General features: G+C 70.6%; 19 protein-coding genes, 1 pseudogene and 1 riboswitch. Of the genes and pseudogenes, 3 read left to right on the plus strand and 17 right to left on the minus strand.

Features of this window, described 5'->3' with window-relative positions; all coding sequences use genetic code 11:
* Positions 1–3 precede the first annotated feature (3 nt).
* Genes AAHM41_RS07890 through cbiB form a run of 3 tightly spaced genes read left to right on the plus strand, consistent with a single transcriptional unit; the run spans position 4 to position 2,612 of the window.
* Positions 4–1,065 carry a hypothetical protein gene (locus AAHM41_RS07890; RefSeq protein ID WP_342235980.1) on the plus strand — a complete coding sequence of 354 codons (1,062 nt, stop codon included), beginning with the start codon at positions 4–6 and terminating at the stop codon, positions 1,063–1,065.
* Complete coding sequence (locus AAHM41_RS07895; RefSeq protein WP_342235981.1) at positions 1,065–1,586, plus strand: hypothetical protein; 522 nt, start codon at positions 1,065–1,067, stop codon at positions 1,584–1,586. Before AAHM41_RS07890 ends, AAHM41_RS07895 begins: the two co-directional genes overlap by 1 nt.
* A 57-nt stretch (positions 1,587–1,643) precedes the next feature.
* Positions 1,644–2,612: an adenosylcobinamide-phosphate synthase CbiB gene (gene cbiB / locus AAHM41_RS07900; protein WP_342235982.1), complete on the plus strand. Its 969-nt coding sequence runs from the start codon at positions 1,644–1,646 to the stop codon at positions 2,610–2,612.
* A 78-nt stretch (positions 2,613–2,690) separates the two neighbouring features.
* Here cbiB and AAHM41_RS07905 read toward each other — a convergent pair whose 3' ends face one another.
* From AAHM41_RS07905 to AAHM41_RS07985, 17 genes and pseudogenes are all read right to left on the minus strand, one after another.
* Positions 2,691–4,160 carry a cobyric acid synthase gene (locus tag AAHM41_RS07905; RefSeq protein WP_342235983.1) on the minus strand — a complete coding sequence of 490 codons (1,470 nt, stop codon included), beginning with the start codon at positions 4,158–4,160 and terminating at the stop codon, positions 2,691–2,693.
* Between the two features lie 141 nt (positions 4,161–4,301).
* Positions 4,302–4,928: a cob(I)yrinic acid a,c-diamide adenosyltransferase gene (gene cobO / locus AAHM41_RS07910; RefSeq protein WP_342235984.1), complete on the minus strand. Its 627-nt coding sequence runs from the start codon at positions 4,926–4,928 to the stop codon at positions 4,302–4,304.
* Positions 4,925–8,845, minus strand: coding sequence for a cobaltochelatase subunit CobN (cobN, locus tag AAHM41_RS07915; protein WP_342235985.1), 3,921 nt, complete (start codon positions 8,843–8,845; stop codon positions 4,925–4,927). Before cobN ends, cobO begins: the two co-directional genes overlap by 4 nt.
* Positions 8,845–9,888 (minus strand): cobalamin biosynthesis protein CobW, encoded by a 1,044-nt coding sequence (gene cobW, locus AAHM41_RS07920; protein WP_342235986.1) that lies wholly within the window; start codon positions 9,886–9,888, stop codon positions 8,845–8,847. Before cobW ends, cobN begins: the two co-directional genes overlap by 1 nt.
* 9 nt (positions 9,889–9,897) lie before the next feature.
* Positions 9,898–10,422: a bifunctional adenosylcobinamide kinase/adenosylcobinamide-phosphate guanylyltransferase gene (cobU, locus tag AAHM41_RS07925; protein ID WP_342235987.1), complete on the minus strand. Its 525-nt coding sequence runs from the start codon at positions 10,420–10,422 to the stop codon at positions 9,898–9,900.
* A 120-nt stretch (positions 10,423–10,542) separates the two neighbouring features.
* A riboswitch (cobalamin riboswitch) is annotated at positions 10,543–10,750 on the minus strand.
* A 41-nt stretch (positions 10,751–10,791) separates the two neighbouring features.
* A complete protein-coding gene (locus tag AAHM41_RS07930; protein WP_342235988.1) occupies positions 10,792–11,973 on the minus strand; it encodes an acyl-CoA desaturase in 1,182 nt (393 codons plus the stop codon).
* Between the two features lie 76 nt (positions 11,974–12,049).
* Positions 12,050–13,084: an ABC transporter permease gene (locus tag AAHM41_RS07935; protein WP_342235989.1), complete on the minus strand. Its 1,035-nt coding sequence runs from the start codon at positions 13,082–13,084 to the stop codon at positions 12,050–12,052.
* Positions 13,085–13,273: 189 nt separating this feature from the next.
* Positions 13,274–14,770, minus strand: coding sequence for a sugar ABC transporter ATP-binding protein (locus tag AAHM41_RS07940; protein ID WP_342235990.1), 1,497 nt, complete (start codon positions 14,768–14,770; stop codon positions 13,274–13,276).
* Between the two features lie 164 nt (positions 14,771–14,934).
* A complete protein-coding gene (locus AAHM41_RS07945) occupies positions 14,935–15,960 on the minus strand; it encodes a sugar ABC transporter substrate-binding protein (protein ID WP_342235991.1) in 1,026 nt (341 codons plus the stop codon).
* A gap of 105 nt (positions 15,961–16,065) precedes the next feature.
* Positions 16,066–16,371: a hypothetical protein gene (locus tag AAHM41_RS07950; protein ID WP_342235992.1), complete on the minus strand. Its 306-nt coding sequence runs from the start codon at positions 16,369–16,371 to the stop codon at positions 16,066–16,068.
* Positions 16,372–16,404: 33 nt separating this feature from the next.
* Positions 16,405–17,106, minus strand: a complete 702-nt coding sequence (locus AAHM41_RS07955; protein WP_342235998.1) for an ABC transporter ATP-binding protein — start codon at positions 17,104–17,106, stop codon at positions 16,405–16,407.
* Positions 17,107–17,111: 5 nt separating this feature from the next.
* Positions 17,112–17,864: an ABC transporter ATP-binding protein gene (locus AAHM41_RS07960; protein ID WP_342235993.1), complete on the minus strand. Its 753-nt coding sequence runs from the start codon at positions 17,862–17,864 to the stop codon at positions 17,112–17,114.
* On the minus strand, positions 17,857–18,825 hold the full coding sequence (locus AAHM41_RS07965; protein ID WP_342235994.1) for a branched-chain amino acid ABC transporter permease: 969 nt from the start codon (positions 18,823–18,825) through the stop codon (positions 17,857–17,859). Before AAHM41_RS07965 ends, AAHM41_RS07960 begins: the two co-directional genes overlap by 8 nt.
* A gap of 4 nt (positions 18,826–18,829) precedes the next feature.
* Positions 18,830–19,753 (minus strand): branched-chain amino acid ABC transporter permease, encoded by a 924-nt coding sequence (locus tag AAHM41_RS07970; RefSeq protein ID WP_342235995.1) that lies wholly within the window; start codon positions 19,751–19,753, stop codon positions 18,830–18,832.
* 19 nt (positions 19,754–19,772) lie between these two features.
* Positions 19,773–20,939: an ABC transporter substrate-binding protein gene (locus AAHM41_RS07975; RefSeq protein WP_342235996.1), complete on the minus strand. Its 1,167-nt coding sequence runs from the start codon at positions 20,937–20,939 to the stop codon at positions 19,773–19,775.
* A gap of 131 nt (positions 20,940–21,070) precedes the next feature.
* Positions 21,071–22,066 carry a threonine-phosphate decarboxylase CobD gene (gene cobD, locus AAHM41_RS07980; RefSeq protein WP_342235997.1) on the minus strand — a complete coding sequence of 332 codons (996 nt, stop codon included), beginning with the start codon at positions 22,064–22,066 and terminating at the stop codon, positions 21,071–21,073.
* A pseudogene (locus tag AAHM41_RS07985) lies at positions 22,063–22,646 on the minus strand (cobyrinate a,c-diamide synthase); the annotation flags it as partial. The pseudogene AAHM41_RS07985 and the gene cobD, both read right to left, overlap by 4 nt.

The following is a 22,646-nucleotide window of genomic DNA, read 5'->3' on the forward strand; positions in this document are numbered from 1 at the left end:
ACCATGGCGGACATGGCTTTCGCCTGTGCGTCCTGCGGCGCGCAGCTCGAATACGCGCCCGGCACCCGGACGCTGAAATGCCCCTATTGCGGGCATGAGAACCCGATCGAGGCCGGGGCGGCCTCGGCGGTCGAGGAGATCGATTACGCCTCCGGCCTGGCCGAGGCCGAACAGTCGGCCCCAACCGAGACGGTGTCGGTGGTGGCCTGCCAGCGCTGCGCCGCGGAGTTCCAGCTGGACCCCGCGATCCAGGCGTCGCGCTGCCCGTTCTGCGGCACGCCGATCGTGCTGGAGCCGCGCGCCCTGACCCATCTGCGGCCGGGGGCGCTGCTGCCCTTCGGCTTCGACGCCAAGGCGGCGCGGGCGAAATACGAATCCTGGCTGTCCGGCCTGTGGTTCGCGCCGAACGACGTCAAGCGCCTGGCCAAGACCGATGCCGGCTTCATCGGCATGTATGTGCCGTACTGGACCTTCGACGCCGCGACCCGCACCGACTACACCGGCCAGCGCGGCATCAACTACACCAGGACCATCCGCGACGGCGGCAAGACCCGCACCGTCGTCGAGACCCGCTGGACCAGCTGCAGCGGCGAGGTGGCCCGCGACTTCGACGACGTGACGGTGGTGGCCAGCCGGTCCCTGCCCGAGGGGTATCTCGACAAGCTCGAACCCTGGGATCTCGGCGAGCTGCTGCCCTACGACCCAAGCTATCTGCGCGGCTTCGGCGCCCAGCACTACCAGCTCGACCTCGCCGGCGGCTTCGGCCGGGCGCAGGAGAAGATGGCGCCGCCGATCCGCCGCGACATCTGCGCCGATATCGGCGGCGACAAACAGGTCGTCAGCAGCCAGGAGACGAGCTATTCCGGCGTCACCTTCAAGCATGTGCTGCTTCCGATCTGGCTGAACAGCTTCCGCTACGGCGCCAGGACCTACAGCTTCGTGATCAACGGCCGCACCGGCGAGGTGCAGGGCCAGCGGCCCTGGAGCTGGACCAAGATCGGCCTTGCGGCGCTGGCCGCCGCCGCGGTGGTGCTGGCGGTCGTGATGCTGATGGACAAGGGCTGATGGAGGCCCTGCGGATCGTCCTGTTCGGCCTTGGCGCTGCCATCGCCTACGGCATCCTGCACGATCAGGTGACCGCCCATCTCTGCGTCGAATACTTCACCATCGCCCATCCGCCGGTATTCCCGACCGAGTCGCCGTGCCTGCTGGCGATCGGCTGGGGCGTGCTGGCGACCTGGTGGGTCGGGCTGCCGCTGGGGCTGATGCTCGCCGCCGCGGCGCGGCTGGGCCGGGGCAACCGGCTGAGCCTCGCTGACCTCCGCCCCGCGATTCTCCGGCTGCTGGCCGTGATGGCGCTGTGCGCCGCGGCCGCCGGGGCGTGGGGTGCCTGGTCGGCGGCGTCGGGATCGCCCGTGCCCGGCGGCTGGGGGCCGCTGCTGCCGGCCGAGATCCATGTCGCCTTCTCCGCCGCCGCCTGGGCCCATCTGGCCAGCTACGTCACCGGCATCCTCGGCGGCCTCGGGGTGATCGTCTGGACCGTGTGGCGGCGGTTGCAGCCGCCGCCGGCCAAAGCCATCGCCTGACCGCCGCTCCGTCAGGCCGGGCTTGACCGCAGCGCCTGGGACGGCCAGAGCGTGGGGATGTTCGACGTCTCCCATCATCTCTGGATCCTGGCTGCGGCCCTGCTGCTCGACGCCGTGGTCGGCGACCCGCCCTGGCTGTGGCGGCGGCTGCCGCATCCGGTCGCCCTGGCCGGCCGGCTGATCGGCTGGCTGGATCGCCGGCTGAACCATGACGGCGATGTTCCGGCCCGGCGCCGCGCTGCCGGCATCGCCGCGACGCTGTTGCTGGTGGTGCTGGCCGGCGGCATCGGCTGGGGCCTGTCCGTACTGCTGCGCGTGCCCTTCGGCTGGGTGCTGGAGATCGTCCTTGCCGCCATCTTCCTGGCCCAGCGCAGCCTGCACGACCATGTCGCCGCTGTGGCCGCCGCCTGCGAGCTGGAGGGGCTGGAGGGCGGGCGCCGCGCCGTGTCGATGATCGTCGGCCGCGACCCGCAGAGCCTGGACATGGCCGGGGTGTGCCGCGCCGCGATCGAGAGCGACGCCGAGAACTATTCCGACGGTGTGTTCGCGCCAGCTTTCTGGTTCGCGCTGCTCGGCCTGCCCGGGATCCTGGTCTACAAGGCGGTCAACACCGCCGACAGCATGATCGGCCACCGGACGGCCCGGCACGAGGCCTTCGGCTGGGCCTCGGCGCGGCTGGACGATCTCCTCAACCTCGTCCCTGCCCGGCTCTGCGGCGCCCTGCTGGCCCTGGCTGCGCCCTTCGGCGGCGGTCGCATCGCCGCGGCGTGGCGGGCGATGCTGCGCGACGCGCCGAAGCACCGCTCGCCCAATGCCGGCTGGCCGGAGGCGGCGATGGCCGGCGGCCTCGGCCTCGCCCTGGCTGGGCCGCGGCAATACCACGGCTCGGTGGTGCCCGACGCCTGGATGGGCGATGGCGGCCGGGCGGAGGCAACGCCGCGCGACATCCGCCGGGCGCTCGCCGTCACCAGCGGCGCCGGGGTGATCCTGGTCCTGGCGACGGTCGCGATAGCACTGATTCTGTAGGTTGGGTTCGCGACGCGAACCCAACGTTCCAGCCGCGAGATCGACGTCGAAATGTTGGGTTCGCCTTGCGAACCCAACCTACGCCGCAAGCCCCGCGATCCGCGCCAGCGCCGCCATGTCCAGATGCCGCTCCAGATGGTCGGCCAGCCCGTCCAGCGTGGCGTCGACCGTGGCCTCATAGGCCAGGCCGACCTCGGCGCGCGGCCCGAGCCCGGCCAGGAAGGCGGCACGGAAGCCGTCGGCGGCGAACAGGCCGTGGACGTAGCAGCCGGCGACGCGGCCATCGGCAGAGACGGCGCCGTCCGGCCGGCCGTCGAGGTCGAGCAGCGGCCGGGCCAGGGCCGGACCCTCGGTGCGGCCGACATGCATCTCGTAGCCGCGGATCGCCGTTCCGGTCGGCAAATGCGTGCCGGCGACGGCGACAAGGCTTTTCTCCGGCGTCATCACGGTCTCGAGGTCGAGCAGGCCGAGCCCGTCGGCCGAGCCCGGCGGGCCGTCGATGCCGTCCGGATCGTGCAGCCTTCGGCCCAGCATCTGGAAGCCGGCGCAGAGGCCCAGCACCCGCCCGCCGCGCCGGACATGGGCGGCGATGTCGATGTCCCAGCCCTGGCCGCGCAGGAAGGCGAGGTCGCCGATGGTCGATTTCGACCCCGGCAGCAGCACCAGGTCGGCGTCGCCCGGCAGCGCCTCGCCCGGCGGCACCATCCGCACCGCCACGTCGGGCTCCAGCCGCAGCGGGTCGAGGTCGTCGAAATTGGCGATGCGCGACAGCACCGGCACGGCGACGGTGATCGCCCGGCCGTGCGGCATCTCGATCTCGGCCAGGGCGTTGGCGTCCTCGGCCGGCAGCCGGGCGGCCTGCGGCCAGTGCGGCACGATGCCGAGACCGCACCAGCCGGTGCGGTCCTCGACGATCCGCACGCCATCGGCGAACAGCGCCGCGTCGCCGCGGAAGCGGTTGACGATGAAGCCCCGGATCCGCGCCGCCTCGGCCGGCGCGATCACCGCATGGGTGCCGACCAGGCTGGCGATGACGCCGCCGCGGTGGATGTCGGCGACCAGCACCACCGGCAGGTCGGCCGCCTCGGCGAAGCCCATATTGGCGATGTCGCCGGCGCGGAGATTGACCTCGGCCGGGCTGCCGGCGCCCTCGACCAGCACCAGGTCGGCCTCGGCCGACAGGCGGGCGAAGCTGTCCAGCACCGCCGCCAGCAACTGCGGCTTGTGGGTGGCGTAGTCGCGGGCCTTCAGCGTGGCGATGCGGCGGCCCTGGACGATCACCTGGGCGCCGGTCTCGCTCTCCGGCTTCAGCAGCACCGGGTTCATGTGCACGGTCGGGTCGACGCCGCAGGCCCGCGCCTGCAGCGCTTGGGCCCGGCCGATCTCGCCGCCATCCGCCGTCACCGCGGCGTTGTTCGACATGTTCTGCGGCTTGAACGGCCGCACCCGCAGGCCGCGCCGAGCGAACACCCGGCACAGCCCGGCGACGATCAGCGACTTGCCGACATCGGAGCCGGTGCCCTGGACCATCAGGGCGGGGACTTTCATGCCCCGTTCCCCCTTCTGTCATGCCCGGGCTTGACCCGGGCATCCAGGGAGGCCGGGAACCGCCTGCGCTCGTGGCCCCTGGATTGCCGGGTCAAGCCCGGCAATGACAGAAGAAAGGAAGCCATCAACACGGCATGACCATCAGAACTCGATCCCGGCCTGCGCCTTCACCCCGTCGCGGAACGGGTGCTTGATCAGCGTCATCTCGGTGACCAGGTCGGCGATCTCGATCAGCTCATCCTTGGCGTTGCGGCCGGTGACGATGACATGGGTGTCCGCCGGCTTCTCGTCGCGCAGGAAGGCCACCACCTCATCGATCGGCAGGTAGTCGTAGCGCAGCACGATGTTCAACTCGTCCAGCAGCACCAGGCGGTAGGACGGGTCGCGGATCATCGCCTTGGCGGCCTCCCAGGCGGCGCGGGCGGCGGCGATGTCGCGCTCGCGGTCCTGAGTCTCCCAGGTGAAGCCCTCGCCCATCGCGGCGATGGTCACAAGGTCGGGGAACCGCTCCAGCACATGGCGCTCGCCGGTGTCCCAGCTGCCCTTGACGAACTGGACCACGCCGGTGCGGAAGCCGTGGCCGATCGACCGCAGCACCATGCCGAAGGCGGCGGTCGACTTGCCCTTGCCCTTGCCGGTGTGGACGATCAGCAGGCCCTTCTCGATGGTCTTGCCGGCCAGCATCCGGTCGCGCACCGCCTTCTTCTTCGCCATCTTCTCGGCGTGGCGGGCGTTGATCTCGTCCTCGGTCATGCCGTCGGTGTTCATGAGAGGGGCTCCTTCGTCATCAGGTCGAGCTCATGGGTGACGGCATTGGCGCGCGGCTGCCACAGGCCGCGGTCCAGCGCCTCCTGCAGCCGCTCCGCAATCTCGCGCGCCGCGGCCGGGTTGGCCTGCTCCAGGAAGGTCCGCACCTCGGGGTCGCCGAGCATCGCATCATAGACCAGGTCGAACTGGTGGTCGGCCACGGCGTCGGTGGTGGCGGCGAAGGCGAACAGGTAGTCGACCGTCGCCGCCATCTCGAAGGCGCCCTTGTAGCCGTGGCGCATCACGCCGCGGATCCATTTCGGGTTGACAACCCGGGCGCGGACGACGCGGGCGATCTCCTCGCGCAATGTCCGGATCACCGGCCGCTCGGGGCGCGAATGGTCGTTGTGCCACACCGTCGGCCGCGCGCCGGAGAGGTGGTGGATCGCCGCCGCCAGCCCGCCTTCGAACTGGTAGTAATCGTCGGAATCGAGCAGATCGTGCTCGCGGTTGTCCTGGTTGTGGACGACGGCTTCGACCTTCTGAAGCCGGCGGGCGAACAGGTCATGCGCCGCCGCGCCCTCGGCCCCGTCGCCATAGGCCCAGCCGCCCCATTCCAGATAGGCGCGGCCGAGATCGGCCTCGTCCCGCCACAGCTTCTCGTCGACCAGCGCCTGCAGCCCGGCGCCATAGGCCCCCGGCTTCGAGCCGAAGACCCGGAAGCCGGCGCGGCGGCGGGCCTCGGCCTCGGGCATCCCGCCCTCGACCAGCGCCGCCGTTTCGGCCCGGACGCGGGCTGCCAGCGGGTTCGCCGCCTCCGGCTCGTCCAGCGCGGCGACGGCGCGGACGGCGCTGTCGAACAGGTCGATCTGGCTCGGGAAGGCGTCGCGGAAGAAGCCGGAGACGCGCAGGGTGACATCCACCCGTGGCCGGCCCAGTACCCCTTCCGGCATGACCTCGAAGCCGGTGACCCGACGGGACGCCGGGTCCCAGCGCGGCTGCACGCCGAGCAGCGCCAGCGCCTGGGCGATGTCGTCGCCGCCGGTGCGCATGTTGCTGGTGCCCCAGGCGCTGAGCGCCATGGTGCGCGGCCAGTCGCCATGCTCCTGCCGGTGCCGCTCGACCAGCAGCGAGGCGGATTTCCAGCCGAGATGCCAGGCGGCGGGGGTCGGCACCGTGCGGCTGTCGACCGAGTAGAAGTTGCGGCCGGTCGGCAGCACGTCCAGCCGGCCGCGGGTCGGCGCGCCGGAAGAGCCGGCCGGCACGAAGCGCCCATCCAGGCCGCGCAGCAGCCCGTCGATCTCGGCGGCGCCGGAGCGGTCGACGGAGGGCGCAACCGTGGTTTCGATCTCGCCGAGGACGGCGGCAGTGGCGGCCCAGCCTGGCTCTGGTGCCCGCGCACCGGCGACGAGGTCGCGAGCCAGCCCCTCCAGCCGCTCGACCGTGTCGCCACAGGTGCGCCAACCCGTCTCCGGCCCCAGCACCGCCGGCCGCGGCCCGGCCCAGGCGTCGCCGAAACGGCAATCCAGCGGATCGAAGCCGAGGCCGAGATCGGCCGCCAAGGCGCGGATCAGCGAGGCGTCGCCGCCCTGCCCCGTCCCGCGCGGCACCCGGGTCAGCGCCACCAGCAGGTCGGTGCGCTGGTCGCCCTCCGGCGAGCAGCCGAAGATGTGCAGCCCGTCGCGGATCTGCATCTCCTTCAGCTCGCAGAGATGGTTGTCGATCTGCGCCAAAGCGGAGTCGGAATCGGCGTCGGCCGCCACGCCGCAGTCGCGGTCCAGCCCGGTGGAGCGGGCGAGGTCGAGGATGCGGTCGCGCAGATGGGCCAGCCGGCGCGGATCCATGCCGGCGGCCTCGTAGTATTCGTCGACCAGCGCCTCGAGGTCCTTCAGCGGGCCGTAGCTTTCGGCCCGGGTCAGTGGCGGCGTCAGATGGTCGATGATGACGGCGGCGGTCCGGCGCTTGGCCTGGGTGCCCTCGCCCGGGTCGTTGACGATGAAGGGGTAGAGATGCGGCACGGGGCCGAAGGCGGCCTCCGGGAAGCAGTCCTGCGACAGGGCCAGGGCCTTGCCCGGCAGCCATTCCAGGTTGCCGTGCTTGCCCATATGGACGATGGCCTGCGCCCCGAAGTCTCGCCGCAGCCAGGCGTAGAAGGCCAGATAGCCGTGCGGCGGCACCAGCGCCGGGTCGTGATAGGTCGCCTGCGGGTCGATATTGTAGCCGCGTGCCGGCTGCACGCCGATGAGGACATGGCCGAAGCGGTGGACGGCCAGGCGGAAGGCCTCGCCCTCAACGAAGGGATCGGCCTCGGGCTCGCCCCAGCGGGCCGTCACCGCCATGCGCACGGCCCCGGGCAGGCCGTCGAAATAGGCGCGATAGTCGGCCAGGGGATAGGACACGCCGCCGGCCCGGTCGGCACGGGCCTCCAGCGCGTTGGTCGGTCCGGCGGAGACCCGGGCCATCAGCGCCGCCGAATCCGCGGGCAGATCCGCGACGGCATAGCCGGCAGCCGCCAGCGCGCGCAGAACCTCGACCGTCCCGGCCGGGGTGTCGAGGCCGACGCCGTTGCCGAGGCGGCCGTCGCGGTTCGGGTAGTTGGCCAGCACCAGCGCGACCTTGCGCCCGGCCGGCGGCGTGCGGCGCAGCCCGGCCCAGGCGGCGGCGAGATCGGCCACGAAATCGATGCGGTCGGGCACCGGGCGATAGGACACCACGGTGCATTCGGTCAGCTTGTCCCAGCGCGCCTCCGACTTGAACGACACGGCGCGGGTCAGCACCCGGCCGTCGATCTCGGTCAGGGCGACGTTCATCGCCAGGTCCTGGGCCGACAGGCCGCGGGTGCCCTCGCGCCACGCCGCCTCGGCCCCGCCGGAGAACACCACCTGCAGCACCGGGCAGTCCGCCGCGTCGAACGGCGTCGGCTGGGCCGGGCCGCCGGGGCTGGAGACGGCGAAGCTGGTGGCGTTCAGGATCACCGAAGGCGGGTGGCGGGCGAAGGCGTCCGCCACCAGCTCGGCCGAGACCGCGTCCTTGAGGCTGGAGACGAAGACCGGCAGCGGGTTCAGCCCGCGCTGCCGTAGCGTCGCGACCAGCGCGTCGACCGGCGCCAGGTTCCCGGCCTGGACCAGGGCGCGATAGAAGACGAGGCCGATGACGGGGGCCGACTCGGCATGTGGAACGGCCTCCTCAAATCCTCCCCCTCCCCATGCGGGTGGGGGTAGGGGGTGGGGTTTGTCGACGAGGGGATCAGGCTCATCCCCGTCATTCGGCTCTTTCGGCGCGAGCCCCCTCCCCCTGCCCCCCTCCCGCAAGGGGAGGGGGAGAGTGTTTGGCAAGGGCTGAGCCGCTTCGCTCCACCGCCGCTCGATCTCCGCGAACGACGGATGCCTCAGATCCGGCCAGTACAGCCCCGCGCGCAGCAGCGGCCGGGGCTCGGCCCAGGGCAGGTCGTGGCCGGCCAGGGTCGCGGCATAGGCCAGGAAGCTGCGGGCGTTCTCAATCCCGCCTTCGACCAGGTACCGCCATAGCCGGCCCCGCGCCTCTGCCGGCAGGGTCGAGAGGTCGTCGAGATCGGCATCCGGCTTGTCGTCGCCCGGCAGCACGGCCAAGGCGATGCCCTCGCGCCGGCAGGCGGCGTGCACCTGCTCGATGCCATAGCGCCAGTAGCCGGCGCCGCCCAGCAGCCGCACCACCACCAGCTTCGCCCGGCTGACCACGTCGTCGACATAGGTGTCGACCGACAGGTGGTGGCCCAGCTGCAGCAGGTTGGCCAGGCGCAGCCGCGGGAACTCCTCGCCGAATCCGGACCGCGCCGCCGACAGGCAGGCGAGCTCGGTGTCCGCCGCGGTCAGGACGACGATGTCGCCCGGACTCTGGCCCAGATCGACCGCCTCCGACCCGTCGGCGATGCTGCCCGGCTTGGCGGCGAGAAGATGCATCAGGCCGCCAGCGCCGCGGTGATGGCGGCGCGGTCGAGGCCGCGCTCGCCGATCACCACCAGGGTGGTGCCGCGGACCTCGTCGGCGCGCCAGGCGCGGTCGTAATAGTGCTGGATGCGGCCGCCGACCGCCTGCACCACCAGCCGCATCGGCTTGCCAGCGACCGCGGCGAAGCCCTTCAGCCGCAGGATGTCATGCGCCTCGATCACCGGCTTCAGCTTGCGCGCCAGGGCATCCGGGTCGGCGACGGTGCCGAGATCGACATGGAAGCTCTCGAAATCATCGTGGTCGTGCTCCTCCTCCGCATCGTGATGCGAGGGGCGCGCCGCCAGGTCGTCCTCGGCCGCGGCGCCGAGGCCCAGCAGCACCCCGGCGTCGATGGCGCCGTGCCGGGCCTTGACCACCTTGACCCCCGGCCGCAGCTGGGCGGCGAGGCCGGTCGAGACGGCGGACAGCGACGAGTCGTCCAGCAGGTCGGTCTTGTTCAGGATCACCATGTCGGCGCAGGCCAGCTGGTCCTCAAACAGCTCCTCCAGCGGGCTGTCATGGTCCAGCGCCCCCGCTGAACCAACTGGGGCGGCCGCGCGCTGAGCCGCCAGGGCCTCCTCGTCCGGCACGAAGCGGCCCTCGGCCACGGCGGCGCCGTCGATCACGGTGATGACGCCGTCGACCGTCACCCGGGTGCGGATCTCCGGCCAGCCGAACGCCTTGACCAGGGGCTTCGGCAGGGCCAGGCCGCTGGTTTCGATCACGATGTGCTCCGGCGGCTCGGCGCGGGCCAGCAGCTTCTCGATCGTCGGGATGAAGTCGTCGGCCACGGTGCAGCAGATGCAGCCATTGGCCAGCTCCACCACATCCTCCTCGCGGCAGGTGGCGTCGCCGCAGCTGCGCAGCAGGTCACCGTCCACGCCGACATCGCCGAACTCGTTGATGATCAGCGCCAGCCGGCGGCCGTTCGCGGTCTGCAGCAGGTGGCGGATCAGCGTGGTCTTGCCGGCGCCGAGGAAGCCGGTGACGACGGTGGCCGGAATCTTTGCGGGCATTCGGGGTCCTCAGGCGGATTTCAGGGTCAGGGGAAGGCCGGCGGCGACGAAGACGACCGAGGGCACGACGGCGGCCACGGCCTGGTGCAGGCGCCCGGCATGGTCGCGGAAGGCGCGGGCCAGGGCGTTGTCGGGGACGATGCCGAGCCCTACCTCGTTCGACACCAGCACCACCGGGCCGGGCGGCGCCGCGAGCCAGCGCACCAGCCGGTCGGTCTCGGCGGCGATGTCGCGGTCGGCATGCATCAGGTTGGACAGCCAGAGCGTCAGGCAGTCGACCAGCACGGCACGGCCGGGACCGGCGGCCTGGCCCAGCGTCTCGACCAGGTCGAGCGGCGCCTCGACGGTGCGCCAGCGCGAGCCGCGCTGCGCCTGGTGGTGGGAGATGCGCTCCACCATCTCGGCATCCCAGGCCTCGGCGGTGGCGAGGTAGATGCAGTCGCCGGGCTGGCTCTCGACCAGCGCCTCGGCATGGCGGCTCTTGCCCGACCGGGCGCCGCCCAGCACCAGCGTCGCCGCCGGGAGCTCAGCCATGAATCGGTCGGTGCAACATGCCCTCGCCCTTCGCTCGGCCGGACAGGGCTTGGACGCCGGAGACGGTGCCCGAGAGGCGCCGCGCATCCCGCGCCACCGGTTCACCCCGCCCGGCGGTTCGCACGCATCGCCTCGCCGGCAGGTCTCCTGGCTCGCGGGTCATCGCCTGCCTCCGCCTTCCCGGCCATCGGCCAGTGGCTGTCGGAGGTGGGCTCGCCGCCTACAGTTGCGGGGGCAGCCGCGGATCAGGCCAAGGATCGGCCATCCCGCGTTCCCTTTTCACCCCTCGGGCGTCCGCCTTCGGGGAACCGGCTGCGCGATGGCGGCACAGTAGGCGGCGTATCGCGGGCGGTCAATCGATGCCGCGGCTCAGGCCGCGGCCAGGCGCCGGCCGACGGCTTCCAGGACCAGGCGGTGGGCCCGCTCGACGATGTCCTCCATCGACCGGGACTTCGCGAACATCGCCGCCGCCCGCAGCCGGACCTCATCCCGCGTCGGAAAGCTCGGGAGATGCGCCTTGGCCAGCAGGTCCACGGTCTTGTGCTGCGCGGTCGCCAAAGCGTCGCGGAGGTCGGCCAAGGTCGGCGCATGGGCATGGGCCAGCGCCTCGTGCAGCGCCGCCGCGATCCGCTCGGTCGGGAAGCTGGCCGCCAGCTCGGCCGCTGCGCGCTCGATGATCTTGGTGCCGAGCCGCTGCTCGTTGCGCAGCACGGCCTCGGGCGGAGTTTTGAGGTTCCAGACCACGCCGCACCAGGACAGGGCCTTCAGGATGTAGAAGGTCGGGTCGACCTCCCACCATCTGAAGCCCTGGCGCACGCTGCTCTGATAGGCATGGTGGTTGTTGTGCCAGCCCTCGCCCATGGTCATCAGGGCGAGCAGCCAGTTGTTGCGGGAATCGTCGCCGGTGACATAGCGCTTGCGGCCATGCACATGGGCCAGGGAGTTGATGCAGAAGGTGCCGTGATAGACCAGCACCGTGCTCCAGACGAAGCCGACAACCAGCCCGGGCCAGCCGCCGATCAGGAAGGTGATCGCGGCCAGGATGACGGCCGGGGTCAGCTCGTATTTGTGCAGCAGCATCAGCTCGGGGTAGCGCGCGAAATCGGCGATCTTGCTCAGATCCGTCGTACGGTGGCGGGTCGAGAAGATCCAGCCGAGATGGGCATAGACGAAGCCCCGGTGCCGGGGCGAATGCACGTCCTGCTCGGTGTCGGAATGAAGGTGGTGGTGCCGGTGCTTGGCGGCCCACCACAGCGTGCTCTTCTGCGCCGTGCTCTGCGACAGGAAGGCCAGGATGAACTGGAACACCCGGCCGGTGGAATAGGCGCGATGGGCGAAATAGCGGTGGTAGCCGGCCCCGATCGCGAAGATTCGCAGGAAATACAGGACCATGCAGATCGCCACGGACTGCCAGGTGACGCCGGTCCAGATCGCCGCGAAGGCGGCGAGGTGGAGCAGGACGAACGGACCCGCCTCCGGATACAGGATGTCCTCGTGCTCGTCCGTAGGCGCGACCGGGCCGGTCTGCGAGGTGGCCATGGGCTCCGTCATATATGCTCGTCTCTGGTGCATCGACCTCGACGAAAGGGCGCCGGGCGTCCCCTAGATAGGGATCGGCGCGGCGCCGTCAAGCGGACGTAGCGCCGCGCACCGTCCGCAGGCGCTGAGCGTAGACGTTGATCACCAGGGCCGCCAGCAGGATCAGGCCGCGGATCAGGATCTTCAGGAAGCTGTCGATATCGACATGGTCCAGGCCGTTGTTCAGCACGCCCAGGATCAGCACGCCAACGATGGTGTTGCCGATGCCGCCACGGCCGCCGAACAGGCTGGTGCCGCCCACCACCACCGCGGCGATGGCGTCGAGCAGGAAGGTGTCGAACTCGTTCTGCTGGGCGCTGCCGAAATAGGCCACGCCGAGCATGCCGGCGAGGCCCGAGCACACCGCCGAGATCACCATCACCGCGCCGATGACGACCCGGACATTGACGCCGGAGAACTCCGCCGCCTCGCGGTTGCCGCCGACCATGTAGACGTAGCGGCCGAAGCGCGTATAGGTCAGCACCAGATGGGCGATCAGCAGCGTGATCCCGGCCACGATCACGATCCAGGGAACGCCGCCGATCGACCCCGAGCCCAGGGTGACGAGGATCGGCGGCACGGCATAGGCGATCTGGCCGCGCACCAGCATGGCGCAGATGCCGGCGCCGATCTGCATCATCGCCAGCGTCATGATGAAGGACGGGATGCCGATCCGGGTCACGCCGAAGGCATTGATCAGGCCCAGCACGGCACAGCTCGCCAGCGCCACCAGGATCGCGGCCCAGCCCGGCAGCGGCACATTGGCGATGTTCACATAGGATTCCTGCACCGTCAGGAAGGCGACGACGATGCCGGCGGCGTTGGCGATGGCGGCGACCGACAGGTCGATCTCGGCACACAGGATGACGAAGGTCAGGCCGACGGCGATAATCGCCGTGACCGACACCTGGTTCAGGACGTTGCTGAAATTGTCGACCGTCAGGAAGGACGGGCTGGCGACGCCGAAGAACACCAGCAGGGCGATCAGCGTGATGAAGGGCGCGATGTTGCGCAGCTGGCTGCCCAGCATCGCGCCGAGCCTGGCGCCGGTGCTGCGGGTGGTCTGTGTGGTCTGCGCGCCCATCAGGTTTCCGCCCCTATAGCGATCCGAAATACAAAGTCGTCACGGCGAGCCCCGAAGGGGCGTGGCCATCAGCGGCACCGGCCCCTGGATGGCCACGGCGCTCCGCGCCTCGCCATGACGGGGAAAGGACCGAGGAGTCCATCTCAAAGGTCATTGGTATGACATGCAAAGAGATGCCCGACATTCCTGTCACGCCGCCTCGAGCAGGCGGTCCTTGCTGACCGTGCCGTCCGCGAATTCACGGGCGATCTGGCCCTTGCGCATCACCAGGATGCGGTCGGCCAGCGCCAGCACCGTCTCCGGCTCGGCCGAGACCACCACGACACCGATGCCCTGGTCGCGCAGGCCGCGGACGATACCGACCACATCCTCCTTGGCGCCGACATCCATGCCGCGGGTCGGCTCGCTGAGGATCAGCACGCGCGGTGGGTAGGTCAGCCACTTGGCCAGCGCCACTTTCTGCTGGTTGCCGCCCGACAGCGCGCCGAGCTCGGCATCGACATGCGGGGTGCGGATGCGCAGCGTCTCGACGTGCTTCCGGGCGATGCCGCGCTCGGATTCCGGCTTCAGCAGCCAGCGCGAGATCCGGTCGAGGATGGCGATCGAGACGTTCTTGTAGATCGGCTCATGGTGGAACAGCATCGCCCGTCGGCTCTCCGGCACGAAGGCGATGCCGGCCCGCCGCGCCTTGGCGGTGCTGGACAGTCGCGCCGGGCGCCCGGCGACCGAGATCCGGCCGCTGTCGGATGGCAGCTTGCCGAACAGGGTGCGCGCCAGCTCGAGCTGGCCGCAGCCCATGAAGCCGTAGATGCCCAGCACCTCGCCGGCCCGCACCTCGAGCGAGATGTCGCGGTAGCGGCCGGCCAGCGACAGCCTGTCGACCGACAGCACCACCGGATGGCCGGGCTTCGGGTCGAGCCGGAACTCGCCGGTGTAGCTCTCCTCCAGCTCGTCATGGCCGGCGCCGATCATGCGGTCGATCAGCATCATCTTGTCGGTCTCGGCGGCCGGCGCGCTCATGACCCGCTGGCCGTTGCGGAACACCGTCACCGAATCGGAGATCCGCAGGATGTCGTCGAGGAAATGCGAGATGAAGACGAAGCTGCGCCCCTCGTCGCGCAGCCGCCGCAGCACGCCGAACAGCCGCTCGATCTCCGGCGGCGACAGGGCGGAGGTCGGCTCGTCCAGGATGATGATGCGGGCGCCGGAGAACAGCACGCGGGCGATCTCGATCAACTGCTGCAGCCCGATCGGAAGCGCGCCGGCCGGGGTGCGCGGGTCGAGGTCGATGCCGAGGCGGCGCAGCTGCTCCTCCGCCGCGCGCCGCATGCCGGCCCAATCGACCAGGCCGAGCCGGGTCAGCGGCTGCGCGCCAAGGAACACGTTCTCGGCGACGCTGAGGTCCGGCACGATGCTCAGCTCCTGATGCACCATGCCGACGCCGGCGGCCAGCGCGTCGCGGGCCGAGCGGAATCGGACCTCCCGCCCGTCGATCTGCATCCGGCCCTCATACCCGGAATGCACGCCGGCGATGATCTTCATCAGGGTCGACTTGCCGGCGCCGTTCTCGCCGACCAGGCCATGGATCTCGCCGGCCTTGAGCGCGAAGTCGACATCGCGAAGGGCTCGGACGCCGCCGAACGCCTTCGAGATGCCGCTGAGCTCGAGCACAAGGGTCTGGGTCATCGTCCGGGTCTGTTCAGCGTTTCCAAGCGTCCGCCCTCGTCGTCATTGCGAGGAGGCGCAGCCGACGAAGCAATCCAGGGGCCGGTTCGCTTGGCCCTGGATTGCTTCGCTGCGCTCGCAATGACGGTTCCGGAAATCCTGAAATACCTCTCCTACCGATGGGATCAGATCAGGAAGTGGTCCTGCATCCACTGCATCCCGGCCGCGTTCGCCTTGGTCACGACCGGACCGTCGGTGACCACGGATTTCGGGATGCCGCCCTCGCCGCTCTTCTCGCCGGCAGTCACGGCCGCGACCCCGGCGATCACCGCGCCGCCATGGATGCGGCAGGACGGGTTGCGCACGGTGGCGTACATGCGCCCATCCGCCACCGCCTGGATCGCCGGCGGCATGGCGTCGACGCCGCCGATCAGGATGTCGGTCCGGTTGCGGGCCTTCATCACGTTGTAGGCGGCCAGCGCCATGTCGTCATTGTGGAAGAAGGCGGCGCTGATCTTCGGGTACTTGGTCAGGTGGGTTTCCCAGATGCGCGCCGTCTTCGACACGTCCCAGTCGGCCGGGTCGGTGTTCAGCACCTCGATCTTCGGGAACTGCTTGACCACCGATTCGAAGCCGCGGGCCCGGCCCTGCGCCCCGGTGTGCCCGAGCGCGCCCTGGGTCATGATGATCGTGCCCTCGCCATTGATGGCGTTGCACAGCGCCTGGGTCACGGCCCCGCCCATGAACTCGTTGTCCGGGGCCAGGAAGGAATGGACATTGAGCTGGTCCAGCGGCGCGATCAGCGTGTCCATGTCGATCACCGGGATGCCGGCGTCGATCATCTTCTGCACCGGCTGGGTCAGGGTGCCGATGCCGAAGGCCTGGATCGCCACGAAATCCCATTTCTGGGACGCCATGTTGTCGATCGCGGCGCGCTGCTTCGGCGCCGCCAGCTCGCCGTCGAACCAGGTGATCTCGACGTTGAACAGCTTGCCCCAGTATTCCGCCGCCTGCTTGCCCTGGGCGCACCAGGTGGCCTGCAGCCCGGCGTTGGAGAAGGCCGCCTTCAGCGGCTTTTCGGACCGGCCCGCGGCTTCCGCCGCCTGGGCCGCCATCTTGAAATCCAGCCCGCCGAGCGCGGCTGCCGCGCCGGCCGTGGCCGCAGCGGCCATGATGAAATCACGCCGGCTGCGATGCTCGCGATCGCCCATGAACGTCCTCCCAAAATCGTGCTGTCGAAACGCAGTCACCCGAGGCTTCTTCCGAGCCCCGGCGAAACTCTGGCAGCGGTCGGGAGGCGACGCAACGGCTATTTGTCAGACAGTTTGCCCGCGCACCTTGCTCTGCCCGACGCGGGCGGCGAGGACGGAGAAGGCCGGCGCCGGCTCCTCGGCCGCGGCCTTGTTGGCCATGCGGAGATAGCGCAGCGGGAAGCAGATCGCCTCGACATTGGCGGCGCTGACCTCGGCCGGGCGCCGGACATCGGCAACCAGGCAGGATTCCGCCTTGGCCAGCGCCTGGTCGATCTCATCGACGCTGAGCAGTCCCTTGTCGCGCAGCGCCGTCATCAGCGCGGTCAGGGCGGCATAGACGCCTTCGAGCTGGAGGTTGGCGGTGTTCATCTGGCACTCCCGGGCTGGACGACGATATCCCGATCATAGCGCGAGATAGCGGTCCCGTATGCCCTCGGCTGTGGCGAGCTCGGCGCTGGTGCCGGTCCATGCCACCCGCCCCTTCTCGATCACCGCGTGGCGCTGGGCCAGGCGCAGCAGGGCGTCGAGGGTCTTGTCGACGATCAGGATCGACTGGCCCTCGCCCTTCAGCCGGTCGAGGCAGCTCCAGATCTCGGCCCGGATCAGCGGCGCCAGCCCTTCGGTCGCCTCGTCCAGCACCAGCAGCTTCGGGTTGGTCATCAGCGCCCGGCCGATCGCCAGCATCTGCTGCTCGCCGCCGGACAGCTGGGACCCGCGATGCCGCCGCCGCTCCGCCAGCCGCGGGAAGACGGCATAGACCCGGTCGAGCGTCCAGGGCGCGGCGCGGCGGAAACGGTCGGCGGCGGTGGCGACCAGGTTCTCCTCGACCGTCAGGGTCGGGAAGATCTGCCGCCCCTCCGGCACCAGCCCGATGCCGGCCTGGGCGACTCGGTAGGGCGGCAGGCCGGTGATGTCGGCGCCGTCGAAGCGGATGCGGCCGGCGCCCGGGCGCAGCAGGCCCAGCAGGCTGCGAATCGTCGTGGTCTTGCCCATGCCGTTGCGGCCGAGCAGCGTCGCGATCTCGCCCGCCGCCACGGTCAGGGACACGCCGAACAGCACCTGGGCGCCGCCATAGCCGGCCTCCAGCCCCTCGATCTCCAGCAGCGCGGTCACGCAGCCTCCTCGCCGAGATAGGCGGCGCGGACCCCGGGGCTGGCACGGATCTCGGCGGGCGTGCCGGTGGCGATGACGCGGCCGTAGACCAGGACCGAGATGCGGTCGGCCAGGGCGAAAACCGCGCTCATGTCGTGCTCGACCAGGATCATCGGCAGGGTGCCGGCCAGGCCGCGCAGCAGCTCGACCAGCTTGGCCGTCTCCTCGCGCCCGGTGCCGGCCATCGGCTCGTCCAGCACCAGCAGCTTCGGCTCCAGCGCCAGGGCCATGGCGAGCTCGAGCTGGCGCTTCTCGCCATGGCTCAGCGTGGCGGCCGGCACCTCGGCGCGGCTGCCGAGGCCGGTGCGCTGCAGCAGCGCCCGGGCCGCCGCGTCGATCTCAGGGTCGCGGCCGACCGGCCGGATGAAACGGAAGCTGGAGCCGCGCCGGCGCTGAACTGCCGTCGCCACGTTCTGCAGCGTGGTGAAGCCGGGCAGCAGGCGGGTGATCTGGAAGGTGCGGGCCAGGCCGCGCTGAGCCCGGCGATGCGTCGGCAGGCGGGTGATGTCCTCGCCGAGGAAGCGGATGGTGCCGGCATCGGGCACCAGGCGGCCGCAGATCTGCTGGATCAGCGTGGTCTTGCCGGCGCCGTTCGGGCCGATCAGGGCGTGGATCTCGCCGGGCCGGACGTCGAAGCCGACGCCGTCGGTGACGGTCAGGGCGCCGAAGCGCTTGCACAGGCCGTCAACGGCTAAGACCGGATCAGTCATGCCGCACCTTTCCCAGCAGCCCGCCCAGCCCGCCGCGCAGGAACAGCACCACCAGGATCAAGAGCGGCCCGAAGATCAGCCGCCAATGCTCGGTGACGCCGGACAGCAGCTCCTCGGCCAGCAGGAAGGCAGCGGCGCCAACGATGGCGCCGTGCAGGCTGCCGATGCCGCCCAGCACCACCATCACGATCAGCTCGCCCGAACGCTGCCAGGACATGTAGGCCGGGCTGACGAACTCCGCCTGGATCGCCAGCAGCGCCCCGGCCAGCCCGGCGATGGCCCCGGCGATCACGGTGGCGGCCAGGCGATAGGCGAAGGGGTCGTAGCCGAGGGCGCGCATCCGCTCCTCGTCCTCGCGGCAGCCGCGCAGCACCCGGCCGAAGCGCGACCGGGTGATGGCGCGGCACAGCGCCCAGGCGGCGACCAGCAGAAGCAGGACGATGTAGTAAAAGGCTGACCGGTCGTTCAGCCAATCAAAGCCGGCGACCAGCGGCCGGGACCACAGCGTCAGCCCGTCGTCGCCGCCATAGGCGGACAGGCTGGTCATGGTGAAATAGGCCATCTGGCCGAAGGCCAGGGTGATCATGATGTAGTGCACGCCGCGGGTCTTCAGCGACACGGCGCCGGTCAGCAGCGCGAAGGCCGCGGCGGCCAGCATCGCCGCCGGCAGCAGGACCAGCCCCTCCTCCAGCCCCGCATCCATCAGGATGCCGACGGCATAGGCGCCGAGGCCGAGGAAGGCGGCATGGCCAAAGGAGACCAGCCCGCCATAGCCGAGGATCAGGTCGAGGCTGACCGCGGCGATGGCGAAGATCATGATCCGGCCGGCCACGGTCAGCGGATAGGTGCCGCCGAGCAGCGGCGCCGCGACCGGCACCAGCGCCAGCACGGCGAAGATCAGCAGCGCCGGCCAGACCGAGCGCAGCGCGGACGGGGATGCGCCGATTTCCGCTGTGGTCATCGCGTCACTGGCCATGGGCGGGGAACAGCCCGGCCGGGCGCCAGAACAGGATCACGGCCATCAGCAGGTAGATCAGCATCGAGGCCAGCGCCGGCCCGACCTGGTTGGCGGCGGCGGGCGCCAGCACCAGGCGGAACAGGTCGGTGGCGAAGGACCGGCCGAGCGTGTCGACCAGGCCGACCAGCAGCGACGCCATGAAGGCGCCCTTGATCGAGCCGATGCCGCCGATGACGATGACGACGAAGGCGAGGATCAGGAAGTTGTCGCCCATGTTCGGCTCGACCGCGAAGATCGGCCCGGCCAGGGCGCCGGCGAAGCCCGCCAGCATGGTGCCGACGCCGAACACGATCATGAACAGCCGGCGGATGTTGACGCCCAGCGCCGAGACCATGTCGGCGTTGCTGGCCCCGGCCCGGACGCGCATGCCGACCCGGGTGCGCGCGATCAGCAGCCACAGCAGCAGGGCGACGCCGAGCCCGGCCGCCAGCACGGCGAGGCGGTAGACCGGGTACAGCAGCCCCGGCATCAGCGCGATCGACCCCGACAGCGCCTCCGGCGTCGGATAGCTCAGCGGCGACGAGCCCCAGATCGCCCGCACCGCTTCGTTGAAGAACAGGATCAGCCCGAAAGTGGCCAGCACCTGGTCGAGATGGCTGCGGCCGTAGAGGTGCCGGAAGACCAGGACTTCGAGCAGCAGGCCCAGCAGCAGCGCCGCCGCCAGCGCCAGCAGCAGGGCCAGCAGGAAATGCCCGGTCAGCCCGTAGAAGGCGACGGCGAAATAGGCGCCCAGCATGTACTGCACGCCATGCGCCAGGTTGATGAAGTCCATCACCCCGAAGACCAGCGTCAGCCCGGCCGCGATCAGGAACAGCAGCACGCCGAGCTGCAGCCCGTTCAGGGCCTGGACGACCAGGAGGGTGGTGCTCACCGGCCGGCCGTCCTTCCGCTCAATCCATCTTGCACTGGTCGGCGTAGGCGTCGCCGTAATGCGGGAAGACGGTCTCGACCCGGCTGGTGACGATCTTGCCGTCGTCGCGCTTCACCACCTCGGTCAAATAGAAGTCCTGGACCGGGAAGTTGTTCTTGTTCCAGGCGAAGTCGCCGCGGACGCTGGTCCATTCGGCGTCGCGGATGGCGGTCTTCAGCGTCTCCGCATCGGTCTTGCCGCCGGCCTGGCGGATGGCGGCGTCGATCAGCTTGGCGGCGTCGTAGCCGTTGGCGGCGTAGAGCGCCGGCGCGTAGCCGTATTCCTTCTCGAAGGCGGCGACGAAGGCCTTGTTGGCGGGGTTGTCGAGATTCGGCGCCCACTGCGCCCCGGCGAACAGGCCGAGCGCCGCGTCCTTGGTGGCCGGCAGCGTGGTCTCGTCGACGGTGAAGGCGGACAGGAACGGGATGCGGTCGGCCAGGCCGGCCTGGCGGTACTGCCGCACCAGGTTGACGCCGGAGCCGCCGGGCATGAACACGAACACGCCCTGCGGCTCGGCCGCCGCGATCTTCGCCAGCTCGGCGGAAAAATCCTGCTGGTTGACCTGGGTGTAGATCTCCTCGACCACCTCGCCCTTGTAGTGGCGCTTGAAGCCGGCCAGGGCGTCCTTGCCGGCCTGGTAGTTCGGGGCGATCAGGGCGACCTTGGCCCAGCCCTTGTCCTGGGCATATTTGCCCATGACCTCGTGGTTCTGGTCGTTCTGGTAGGAGACCGAGAAGAAGTACGGGCTGCAGCCCTTGCCGGCCAAGGGCGACGGCCCGGCATTCGGGCTGATCAGGATCTTTTCGGCGTCGGTCACCGGCTTGGCGATCGCCATCATGACGTTGGAGAAGACGACGCCGACGACGATGTCGACCTGGTCGCTCTCCAGCAGCTTGCGCACCTTGTTGACGGCGATGTCGGGCTTCAGCTCGTCATCCTCGACCACCACCTCGGTCGGCAGGCCGCCGAGCGTGCCGCCCAGCTCCTTGACCCCGAGCTGGAAGCCGTCGCGCATGTGCTGGCCCAGCGCCGCCGGCGGGCCGGAGAGCGTGGCCATGAAGCCGACCTTGAGCTTGCCCTCTTCCGCCTGCGCCGCGAGCGACACCGTCGCCATCAGCGCGGCCGCCAGCAGGATGCGTCTCGCCATGATGCTCTCCCCCGTTTTTCCCGTCGCGCCGGCTGTGGCCGCCGATCGCGCCGCCAGTCTTTCACGCGCCCCCGTCGGGCGGAAGCGATTGGATCCATCTAATCATGAAATGCTTTAAGTTTAAAACAGATTCAGGGTTCGACCGAGAGCGCGGCGGCGAGCCGGACGAAGTCTCCGTCGTTGCCCGGCAAGCCGAAGCGCAGCAACGCCGGCCGGTCCGGGAAGGGCCGGACCAGGATGCCGGCGCGGCCGAGGCGGTCCCAGACCCTTGCCGCCTCCGGGTGCTCCACCAGCCGGAACAGATCGGTGCCGCCGCGATCGGCGAAGCCATGGGCCGTGAGCAGATCGGTGAGCCGGTCGGCAGCGGCCGACAGGCGGGCCCGCATCTCGTCCTGCCAGCCCTGGTCCGACAGGGCCGCGATGCCGATCTCGATCGCCGGTCCGGGCACCGCCCAGGGGCCGAGCAGCCGCGCCAGCCGGTCGATCTCCGCCGCCGCGCCCAGGGCGAAGCCGAGGCGGATGCCGGCCAGGCCGAAGAATTTACCGAACGATCGGAGAATCAACAGGCCGGGGCGTCCGGCCTCGGACGCGACGCTGCCCCTGGGCGTCACCTCGGCGAAGGCCTCGTCGACCACCAGCAGTCCGGCGCGCGCCGCCAGGTCGCTGGCGAGCGCCAGCAGGCGTTCGGAGCCGATGATCCGGCCGTCGGGGTTGTTCGGGTTGACCAGCACCACGACCTCGGCGGCCGCGGCCTCGTCGAGCGAGCCGACGTTGGCCACCGTGGCGCTCTCGGCGGCCCAGCAGGCGGCGTGCTCGCCATAGGTCGGGCCGAGGATCGCCACCCGGGCGCCGGGGCGCAGCCGCGGCAGCAGCTGGATCAGGATCTGGGTGCCGGGCGCGGCGACGATCGGTGCGTCCGCCGGGGCGGCGTAGCAGGCCCGCGCGGTCTCCAGCAGTGCGCGCAGCCGGTCGTGCTGCGGCAGCCGCTGCCACGCGGTGGGGTCGATCGCCGGGACCGGATAGGGCATCGGGTTGATGCCGGTGGAGAGGTCGAGCCAGCCCTTGGCGGGACGGCCCCAGCGGGCCTCGGCTGCGGCCAGATCGCCGCCATGCGGAACCATGCTCATGCCCGGTCGATCAGGTGGAAGAAGGAGCCGAAGACGGAGCCGGCGCGACGGCCGAGGCGGCCCAGCGGCGCGCCTTCCGAATCCCAGGCCTCGAACAGCGCCTCGCCCGGCCCTTCGGACAGGATCGAGGCATAGTGGAACTCGTGCCCGCGCCACAGAGTGCCGGCGGCACCGAGCGGCATCGCGGCGGCCAGCGCGGCGCGGCGATAGCCCAGATGCAGTCTGCGCTCGGCGAAGGAAGTCTCGACCGGCAGCAGCCCGGCCATGGCGTGGCGGCTCCCCTCGGCATCGGTGAGGCCGGTGCCGAGCACCATGTAGCCGCCGCATTCTCCATAGATCGCCCGGCCCTGCCCGGCCGCCGCGCGCAGCCCGTCGAGGAAGCGGCCGTTGTGTGCCAAGCGGCCGGCCTGGAGCTCGGGATAGCCACCCGGGAGGTAGACCGCATCGGCGGCCAGGTTCGGCGCCTCGTCGGCCAGCGGCGAGAACGGCAGAATCTCCGCCCCCGCCTCGCGCCAGGCCGCCAAGAGATGCGGATAGGCGAAGGCGAAGGCGGTATCGCCGGCGACGGCGATGCGCTGGC

The sequence above is a fragment of the Inquilinus sp. OTU3971 genome (assembly GCF_038440215.1).

Bases quoted from the DNA above. Each gene is read 5' to 3' on its own strand.
- AAHM41_RS07895 (WP_342235981.1), top strand. From the start codon at position 1,065: ATGGAGGCCCTGCGGATCGTCCTGTTCGGCCTTGGCGCTGCCATCGCC.
- cobO (WP_342235984.1), bottom strand. From the start codon at position 4,928: ATGAACACCGACGGCATGACCGAGGACGAGATCAACGCCCGCCACGCC.
- AAHM41_RS07905 (WP_342235983.1), bottom strand. From the start codon at position 4,160: ATGAAAGTCCCCGCCCTGATGGTCCAGGGCACCGGCTCCGATGTCGGC.
- AAHM41_RS07935 (WP_342235989.1), bottom strand. From the start codon at position 13,084: ATGGGCGCGCAGACCACACAGACCACCCGCAGCACCGGCGCCAGGCTC.
- AAHM41_RS07930 (WP_342235988.1), bottom strand. From the start codon at position 11,973: ATGACGGAGCCCATGGCCACCTCGCAGACCGGCCCGGTCGCGCCTACG.
- cobW (WP_342235986.1), bottom strand. From the start codon at position 9,888: ATGCCCGCAAAGATTCCGGCCACCGTCGTCACCGGCTTCCTCGGCGCC.
- AAHM41_RS07890 (WP_342235980.1), top strand. From the start codon at position 4: ATGGCGGACATGGCTTTCGCCTGTGCGTCCTGCGGCGCGCAGCTCGAA.
- cobU (WP_342235987.1), bottom strand. From the start codon at position 10,422: ATGGCTGAGCTCCCGGCGGCGACGCTGGTGCTGGGCGGCGCCCGGTCG.
- cobD (WP_342235997.1), bottom strand. From the start codon at position 22,066: ATGAGCATGGTTCCGCATGGCGGCGATCTGGCCGCAGCCGAGGCCCGC.
- cobN (WP_342235985.1), bottom strand. From the start codon at position 8,845: ATGCATCTTCTCGCCGCCAAGCCGGGCAGCATCGCCGACGGGTCGGAG.
- AAHM41_RS07945 (WP_342235991.1), bottom strand. From the start codon at position 15,960: ATGGGCGATCGCGAGCATCGCAGCCGGCGTGATTTCATCATGGCCGCT.
- AAHM41_RS07960 (WP_342235993.1), bottom strand. From the start codon at position 17,864: ATGACTGATCCGGTCTTAGCCGTTGACGGCCTGTGCAAGCGCTTCGGC.
- AAHM41_RS07940 (WP_342235990.1), bottom strand. From the start codon at position 14,770: ATGACCCAGACCCTTGTGCTCGAGCTCAGCGGCATCTCGAAGGCGTTC.
- AAHM41_RS07965 (WP_342235994.1), bottom strand. From the start codon at position 18,825: ATGACCACAGCGGAAATCGGCGCATCCCCGTCCGCGCTGCGCTCGGTC.
- AAHM41_RS07975 (WP_342235996.1), bottom strand. From the start codon at position 20,939: ATGGCGAGACGCATCCTGCTGGCGGCCGCGCTGATGGCGACGGTGTCG.
- AAHM41_RS07950 (WP_342235992.1), bottom strand. From the start codon at position 16,371: ATGAACACCGCCAACCTCCAGCTCGAAGGCGTCTATGCCGCCCTGACC.
- cbiB (WP_342235982.1), top strand. From the start codon at position 1,644: ATGTTCGACGTCTCCCATCATCTCTGGATCCTGGCTGCGGCCCTGCTG.